9 protein-coding genes are annotated in these 7,347 nt (G+C 69.8%); 6 read left to right on the top strand and 3 right to left on the bottom strand.

Features of this window, described 5'->3' with window-relative positions:
- Window positions 1-146: 146 nt before the first annotated feature.
- From ACFR9S_RS10975 to ACFR9S_RS10950, 6 genes are all read left to right on the top strand, one after another.
- Complete coding sequence (locus ACFR9S_RS10975) at window positions 147-1,181, top strand: lysylphosphatidylglycerol synthase transmembrane domain-containing protein (RefSeq protein ID WP_379818647.1); 1,035 nt, start codon at window positions 147-149, stop codon at window positions 1,179-1,181.
- A 58-nt stretch (window positions 1,182-1,239) separates the two neighbouring features.
- On the top strand, window positions 1,240-1,695 hold the full coding sequence (locus tag ACFR9S_RS10970; protein WP_379731594.1) for a 30S ribosomal protein S19e: 456 nt from the start codon (window positions 1,240-1,242) through the stop codon (window positions 1,693-1,695).
- A 43-nt stretch (window positions 1,696-1,738) separates the two neighbouring features.
- Window positions 1,739-2,092 (top strand): DNA-binding protein, encoded by a 354-nt coding sequence (locus ACFR9S_RS10965; protein ID WP_379731595.1) that lies wholly within the window; start codon window positions 1,739-1,741, stop codon window positions 2,090-2,092.
- Entirely contained in the window at window positions 2,092-2,682 is a 591-nt protein-coding gene (locus ACFR9S_RS10960) for a DUF7411 family protein (RefSeq protein ID WP_379731596.1), read from the top strand. The genes ACFR9S_RS10965 and ACFR9S_RS10960 overlap by 1 nt, the downstream gene beginning before the upstream one ends.
- Before the next feature lie 37 nt (window positions 2,683-2,719).
- Window positions 2,720-4,030, top strand: coding sequence for a histidine--tRNA ligase (gene hisS, locus ACFR9S_RS10955; RefSeq protein WP_379731597.1), 1,311 nt, complete (start codon window positions 2,720-2,722; stop codon window positions 4,028-4,030).
- A gap of 151 nt (window positions 4,031-4,181) precedes the next feature.
- Window positions 4,182-4,385, top strand: coding sequence for a hypothetical protein (locus ACFR9S_RS10950; protein WP_379731598.1), 204 nt, complete (start codon window positions 4,182-4,184; stop codon window positions 4,383-4,385).
- A gap of 7 nt (window positions 4,386-4,392) precedes the next feature.
- Here ACFR9S_RS10950 and trpG read toward each other — a convergent pair whose 3' ends face one another.
- The 3 genes from trpG to ACFR9S_RS10935 are packed head-to-tail and all read right to left on the bottom strand — an operon-like array spanning window position 4,393 to window position 7,321.
- Window positions 4,393-5,031 carry an anthranilate synthase component II gene (gene trpG, locus ACFR9S_RS10945; protein ID WP_379731599.1) on the bottom strand — a complete coding sequence of 213 codons (639 nt, stop codon included), beginning with the start codon at window positions 5,029-5,031 and terminating at the stop codon, window positions 4,393-4,395.
- A complete protein-coding gene (trpE, locus tag ACFR9S_RS10940; protein ID WP_379818645.1) occupies window positions 5,028-6,653 on the bottom strand; it encodes an anthranilate synthase component I in 1,626 nt (541 codons plus the stop codon). The genes trpG and trpE overlap by 4 nt, the downstream gene beginning before the upstream one ends.
- Window positions 6,653-7,321 carry a phosphoribosylanthranilate isomerase gene (locus ACFR9S_RS10935; RefSeq protein WP_379818643.1) on the bottom strand — a complete coding sequence of 223 codons (669 nt, stop codon included), beginning with the start codon at window positions 7,319-7,321 and terminating at the stop codon, window positions 6,653-6,655. Before ACFR9S_RS10935 ends, trpE begins: the two co-directional genes overlap by 1 nt.
- Window positions 7,322-7,347: the final 26 nt, after the last annotated feature.

Genomic DNA, 7,347 nt, shown 5'->3' with positions numbered 1-7,347 from the left:
GGCGTCGTCGCCCGCGGCGGGCAGCGTCGTCGCCAGCGCCGCCAGCGCGCTTCGCTCGTCCATGTCTCGGCGTGGGCGTGGGCTCCGGATAAACCCCATCGACCGCCATCGGAGCCTTGAAACGCGTCCCGGGAGTTCCACCCGCCATGGACACCGACCAGCTCAAAGCCACGCTGCTCGGCTTCGCGGCCGCGATCGGCGTGCTCGGGCTGTTGCTCTACTTCGTCGGCGTCGGCGACCTGCTGCGGTACCTCCGGGACGCCGACACGGCGACGGTCGGGCTGGTCGTCGCCGTCACGGTCGCGTGGCTGTTCGCGTGGGGGCTGGCGCTCCGAACGGTGTTGGGCGTGCTCGGCCAGCAGGTCTCGCCGATCAAGACGTTTCTCGTGTTCTCGGGGGCGATGTTCAACAACAACGTCACGCCGTTCGGCCAGGCCGGCGGCGAACCCGTGACCGCGCTGCTCATCTCGAAGGTGACGGACACCGACTACGGCACCGGCCTCGCGGCCATCGCGAGCGTGGACACGCTCAACTTCGTCCCCTCGATCATCCTCGCGCTGCTGGGGATGGGCTACTTCGCGACCCAGACGACGTTCAACGCGCGGCTGGAGTCGGCGTCGATGGTCGTGGTCGGGCTGGCAGTCGTCGTCGTCGCTGCCCTCGTGTTCGGCTGGCGGAACCACGAGCGCGTCGAGACGACGGTCGTGAACATCGGCGCGCGTGCCGGCCGGCTCGCCGGGAGGTACGTCCCTCGGGTTTCCGACCCCGGTCGGACGGCGATCGAGACGCGCGTGAGCCACTTCTTCGAGGCGATCGAGCGCGTCGCGACGAACCCCCGGGGGCTCGTGCTCGCGCTGCTGTTCTCCGCGCTCGGCTGGGCGCTCCAGATGTCGGGACTGTGGCTCGCCTTCCGGGCGATCGGGGAGCCGGTGAGTCTGGCGGCGGTGATGTTCGTGGTCCCGATCGGCGCCATCGCGGGGATGACGCCGCTGCCCGGCGGCGCCGGCGGGATCGAAATCGTCCTCGTGGCGCTGCTCGTGGCGGCGCCGCTTGCCGGCGTCACCGAGTCGGTCGCGCTCGCGGCGGTCGTGATCTACCGCGGCGCGGTGTTCTGGGTGCCGGTCGTGCTCGGTGGTCTGGTGATGGGGACGGTCGGCGCGGGCGCCCGCGCCAGCGCCTGACACCCTCGCGGGACACCGATACGATGGGTTTATCCGGAACAGGGAAGAATTCCTCCCTATGGCAACCCTCTACGACGTTCCGGCGGAGGACCTCATCGAGGCCCTCGCCGAGGAGCTCGACGGCCGTATCGAGGAACCCGACTGGGCGGAGTTCACCAAGACGAGTGTCGACCGCGAACTCCCGCCCCAGCAGGAGGACTTCTGGCACGTTCGCGCGGCCAGCCTCCTGCGGAAGGTCGCGGTCCGCGGCCCGGTCGGTGTCGAGCGACTCGCGACGGAGTACGGCGGCTCGAAGAGCGGTACGACGCGCTACCGCGTCTCCGGTAGCCACCACACCGGCGGCTCCCGCAAGATCATCCGGACCGCGCTCCAGCAGCTCGAGGACGAGGGCCTCGTGGAGACGGCGAAGGGTGAGGGCCGACGCGTGACCGACGAGGGGCGGAGCCTGCTCGACACCGTCGCGAGCGAGACGCTCGAGGACCTCGACCGGCCGGAGCTCCAGAAGTACGCTTAACGACGCCGCAACCGTTTTGCGCGGAGAGCAGTAACAGCTACCCATGAGTGGCAACCCCGACGAAGACCGACTCGAAGAGCTTCGCCAGGAGCGACTCGAAGAGCTGCAGGACAAAGCCGGCGGCGAGGACGCACAGCGACAGGCCGCCAAGGAGCAGCAGGAGCGCGCCAAGGCTCAGCAGGACGCGCTGCTGAAACAGCACCTCACCGACGACGCGCGCCAGCGGCTCAACGCCGTCGAGATGAGCAAGCCCGAGTTCGCCGAACAGGTCAAGCGACAGGTGACCGCGCTGGCCCAGAGCGGCCGGCTGCAGGGGAAGATCGACGAGGACCGGATGAAGCAGATCCTCCGCGAGCTGAAGCCCGAGGAGAAGAGCTTCGACATCCGCCGGCGCTGATGGAGCTGGCGCTCCTCTACAGCGGCGGCAAGGACTCCTCGCTGGCGGCGCTGATCCTCGACCGCTTCTACGACGTGACGCTCGTGACCGCCCACTTCGGCGTCACCGAGGAGTTCGAGAACGCCCGTGCTGCCGCCGACGCGCTGGGGTTCCCGTTCGACACGGTCGAGCTCGACCGTGACGTCGCGGAGGAGGCGGTCGATCGGATGATCGAGGACGGCTACCCGCGGAACGGCATCCAGCGCGTCCACGAGCACGCGCTGGAGGTGGTCGCCGAGCGGGACGTGGTCGCCGTCGCCGACGGCACCCGGCGTGACGACCGGGTGCCGACCGTCTCCCGCGCCACCGCACAGAGTCTGGAGGACCGCCACGGGATCGACTACCTCTCGCCGCTGGCTGGGTTCGGCCGCGGCGCAGTCGACCGACTGGTGGATCAGGAGCTGGACGTGGAGACCGGCCCGAGCGAGGAGATCGCCCGCGCCGACTACGAGGGTGAGCTCCGCGCACTGATCCGCGAGCGGGAGGGCGAGGACACCGTCGAGGCGGTGTTCCCCGACCACGACCAGACGATCGTCCGCGGGCTGGCCTAACACAGGATTCAAGCGCCGGCGGCCGGAACTCTCGGGCATGTACGACCGCCTGAAGGGGTTCAAGGACTTCTACCCCGACGAGATGGCCGCCCGTCGGGAAGTCGTCGACACGACCGAGGAGGTGGCCCGGCGCTACGGATTCCGGGAGATCGCCACGCCGGCGCTCGAGGACGTGGGGATGTACGTCGACAAGTCCGGCGAGGGGATCGTCGACGAGCTGTACAACTTCACCGACAAGGGCGGCCGCGAGGTGGCGCTCACCCCCGAGCTCACCCCGACGGTCGCGCGGATGGTTGTCGCGAAGCAGCAGGCGCTCTCGAAGCCGATCAAGTGGTTCTCCACGCGGCCGTTCTGGCGCTACGAGCAGGTCCAGCAGGGGCGGTTCCGGGAGTTCTACCAGACCAACGTGGACATCTTCGGCTCCGCCGAGCCGGAGGCCGACGCCGAGATCCTCGCGTTCGCCGCGGACACGCTCTCGGAGCTGGGGCTGCCAGCCTCGGAGTTCGAGTTCCGCGTCTCCCACCGGGACATCCTCGGCGAGCTCCTCCGGTCGTTCGACGAGGACGTCGACGTGCAGGAGGCGATCCGGGCGGTCGACAAGAGCGAGAAGGTCGACCGCGCGGAGTACCTCGGCCTGCTGGCCGACGCCGGACTTTCGATCGAGGACGCGGAGGCGTTCGACGACCTGCTCGCGGCCGGAAACGAGGATCTGGACGCGCTGCTGGCCGAGGTCGACCGGCCGACGCTGACCGACGCCGTCGAGAACCTGCAGGCGGTGCTGTCGGCGGCCGAGGACTTCGGCGTCCGGGAGCACTGCCGGGTGTCGCTCCGGACCGCCCGTGGCCTCGACTACTACACTGGCGTCGTGTTCGAGTGCTTCGACACCGAGGACCGCGTCTCCCGGGCGATCTTCGGCGGCGGTCGCTACGACGACCTGATCGAGTCCTTCGGCGGCCAGCCCACCCCCGCCGTGGGCGTCGCGCCGGGCGTGATGAACTCGACGCTGCCGCTGCTCCTGCAGGAGGCCGGCGTCTTCCCCGAGGAGGCGGTCTCGACGGACTACTACGTGCTCACGGTCGGCGACACCCGCGAGGTGGCCGCCCGGATCGCCCGTGAGCTCCGGGCGGCCGGAAACGTCGTCGAGACCGACGTGTCCGATCGGAGCTTCGGCGCCCAGATGGGGTACGCCGACTCGATCAACGCGGAGACGGTCGTGATCGTCGGCGAGCAGGACCTCGCGAACGACGAGGTGACTGTCAAGGAGATGGAGAGCGGCGACCAGACCACCGCACCCGTCGGCGAGTTCCCCGGCGATCGCGAGCAGCCACGCTACGAGGACTTCGCGTAGGGCGAACAGGCGACCCTCGTTCCGTGTCGGGTGTGTCGCGCTCCCGCCTCGTCCCCGACACGGCAGTTCTCAACGCACACGGGGGCTGGTCCCGCTCTCATACTTGAAGTCGGCCCCCAGAGTTATGCTGTCGCGCGGCCCACCTCGGAGTATGTCCACCACATTCCCGGCGGCGTCGCTGGCGCTCCTGCAGCTACCGATGCCGGAGGGGCCGATCGGTCAGGCGCTGCTCGCCGTCATCGCTATCGGTATCGTGATCCTCGTCGGTAGAGTCGTGCTCAGCATCGCGTGGAAACTTGTACTGATAGCGTCGGTGCTGATCGGCGCGCTCTGGCTGGTGACGACGTTCCTCTAAGAACGGATCAGGGAAGCGCGCCGTCGAGGAAGTTGCCGATCACGTCGTGGCCGACGGCCGTGAGCACCGACTCGGGGTGGAACTGCACGCACTCGATCGGGTGCTCGCGGTGGCGGACACCCATCACCAGTTCCTCGCTGTCGCCGTTCTCCGGATCGTCGAGCGTCGTCGCCGTCACTTCGAACTCGTCGGGCACGTCCGTCGCGACCAGCGAGTGGTAGCGACCCGCTTGGAACCCCTGTTCGAGGCCGGCGTAGACACCCTCGCCGTCGTGTTCGACCGGGAACGCCTTCCCGTGGATCGGTCGCGGTGCGTGCCCCACCTCGCCGCCGTACTCGAACACGGCGGCTTCGAGGCCGAGGCAGACCCCGAGGGTGGGCACGTCGGGGCTGACCTCCCGGAGCACGTCCATCGTGAGCCCCACGTCGCGCTCGTTTCGCGGGTGGCCCGGGCCGGGACTGATGACGACGGCGTCGGGGTCGATCTCCCGGACTCGGTCGAGCGAGGCGGTGTTCCGCAGGACTTCCACGTCGGCGTCGGGCGCGCCCTCGCCGACGTACTCCACGAGGTTGTACGTGAACGAGTCGAAGTTGTCGACGAACAGCACCGTCGGCGCGTCGCCGTCGTCGGTCGTCGGGGTGCTCATGGCTCACCCCCTTCGATCCGCTCCAGCGCGTCCAACACGCCGCGGACCTTCTGTTCGGTCTCCTCGTACTCGCTTTCGGGCTCGCTGTCGGCGACGACGCCCGCGCCGGCGCGGACGTGAACCTCGTCGGGGTCCCCGTGTTCGACCGTCGCGGTCCGGATCACGATCGCCGTGTCGGCGTCGCCGGTCCAAGAGAAGTAGCCCACGCCGCCGCCGTAGATCCCCCGGGGATCGGCCTCGAGTTCGTCGAGCAACTCCATCGCGCGGACTTTCGGCGCGCCAGTGAGCGTCCCGGCCGGGAACGCCGCCCGGGTTGCGTCGAACCCGTCGAAATCCGGGTGGAGCCGTCCGGTGACAGTCGACTCGATGTGCTGGACGTGGCTGTACTTGAGCACGTTCATGAACTCCTCGACGCGCACCGACCCCTGTCGGGACACCTGCCGCACGTCGTTTCTCGCGAGGTCGACCAGCATCGTATGTTCGGCGCGCTCCTTCCCGTCGGCGAGCAGTTCGCCCGCGAGCCGTCGGTCTTCGACGGGGCTGGCGCCGCGTGCGCAGGTGCCCGCGATGGGGTTCGAGACGACCCGTTCACCGGTCACCGAGACGAGCGTCTCCGGGCTCGCCCCGACGACCGATCGGTCGCCGAAGGAGAGCAGGTACATGTACGGCGAGGGGTTCACTTCCCGCAGCGACTCGTAGAGTCCGAGCGTGTCCAGATCGCCCGTAATCTCGTGACTCCGGGAGACGACGCCCTGATACACGTCGCCGTCGAGGACGTGCTCCTGCATCTCGGCGACGGCCGCTTCGTACTCGTCTCGGGGGCCGGACGTGTCGGCTTCGCGGTCGAACCCACCGGTTTCTGGCTCCGTGGCGGCGGAGAGATCGCCGGCGACGGTTTCGGCCTCCGCGACGAGTCGGTCGTAGACGGCGCCGGGGTCGTCGTCGGTACCGACGATCGGCGTGAACACCAGTTCGACGGTGCCCTCGCGGTCGTCGAACGCGAGCGTCCGGGTGGTGAGCACGAACTGCGCGTCGGGGACGACCGGATCGGGCCGCTCGACGCCCACCTCGTCGAGGTGGAGGTCGTACACTGCGTCGTACGCGAGGAAGCCGACGAGGCCACCGTCGAGGCGCTGGCGGTCGCTGGCCTCGAATCCGACGCGTTCGACGCCCGGGAGCGCGAGTCGCAGGCGGTCGAGCGTGTCGGGGTCGTTCAGCTCCTCGCCGCAGGCACCGACCTCCTCCCCGGCGTCGGCGTCCAGGCCGTCGAGGAAGCGTGCCGCCGGACCGAACCCCTCGACCTCGGTGCGGTCGGGGTAGACGGAGACCAGCGCCTCGGGGTCGTAGCCGACGAACGAGAACCGCGCGTGTCGGTCGGCGTCGTCGTCGCCGGCGTCGCTGTGGCCCTCTGCGGGGGCGAACGCGCCGGCGGGGTCGCTGGAGGCGACTTTCTCCGCGCTCTCGAGCAGGAACGTGTGGTCGCTGCGGTCGGAGAGGGCGGCGTAGGCCGACAGCGGCTCCGTGTCGGTGTCGAGCGTGGCCGTGAGCCGGGCGACCGCGGGACCGTCGACGCCAGTGAACAGTGCCTCGAACGCCTCGCGCGACCGGTCGAACGTCGGCATCAGATACCCTCCGCGGCGGGCGCGGTTTCGACTGCGGCCCGAGCCTCGCGGACGAACGCCGCCAGCGCGTCGTGGTTCTTTCGTCCCGGCTCGTCGTCGCGTTCGACGCCGCTTGCCACGTCGACGGCGAAGGGATCGACCGTCTCGACTGCCTCGCGGACGTTCTCCGGGGTGAGTCCACCGGCGAGTACGAGTGGGGTGGAGAGACTCTCGCGAAGCTCGCGAGTGCGTTCCCAGTCGTGGGTCTCCCCCGTCCCACCGGCGTCCTCGTCGGTTAGCGAGTCCACGAGCAGTGCGTCCGCGACGCCCTCGAGTTCGCTGGCGCGGGCAGTTTCGTCGGCGCCGAGCGCGACGATCACGTCGACGCCCGCGCGCTCGCGGATCACCCGCACGTCCTCGGGGCCGAACTCGCCGTGGATCTGGATCGCGTCGGGGTGGACGCGGTCGGCGACCTCGACGGCGGCCGCGACGCTGTCGGGGATCGTGACGGCGACGGTCGTGACGAACGGCGGCACCGCGTCGGCCAGCGTTGCCGCGCGCTCGGGGGCGACTTCTCGGGGCGTGTCCACGTCCACGTCGGTGACGAACCCCACCGCGTCGGCGCCGGCGTCGACCGCTGCGTGGACGTCCGCCTCGGTACCGAGCCCACAGAGCTTCGCGCGGACCATCACTCGGCCTCGACCGGCTCGCCACA

It is taken from the genome of Halolamina salina, from assembly GCF_042678005.1.
In the GTDB taxonomy this organism is placed as follows: Archaea; Halobacteriota; Halobacteria; order Halobacteriales; family Haloferacaceae; genus Halolamina; species Halolamina salina.
This window is presented reverse-complemented; position numbering and strand designations above follow the sequence as displayed.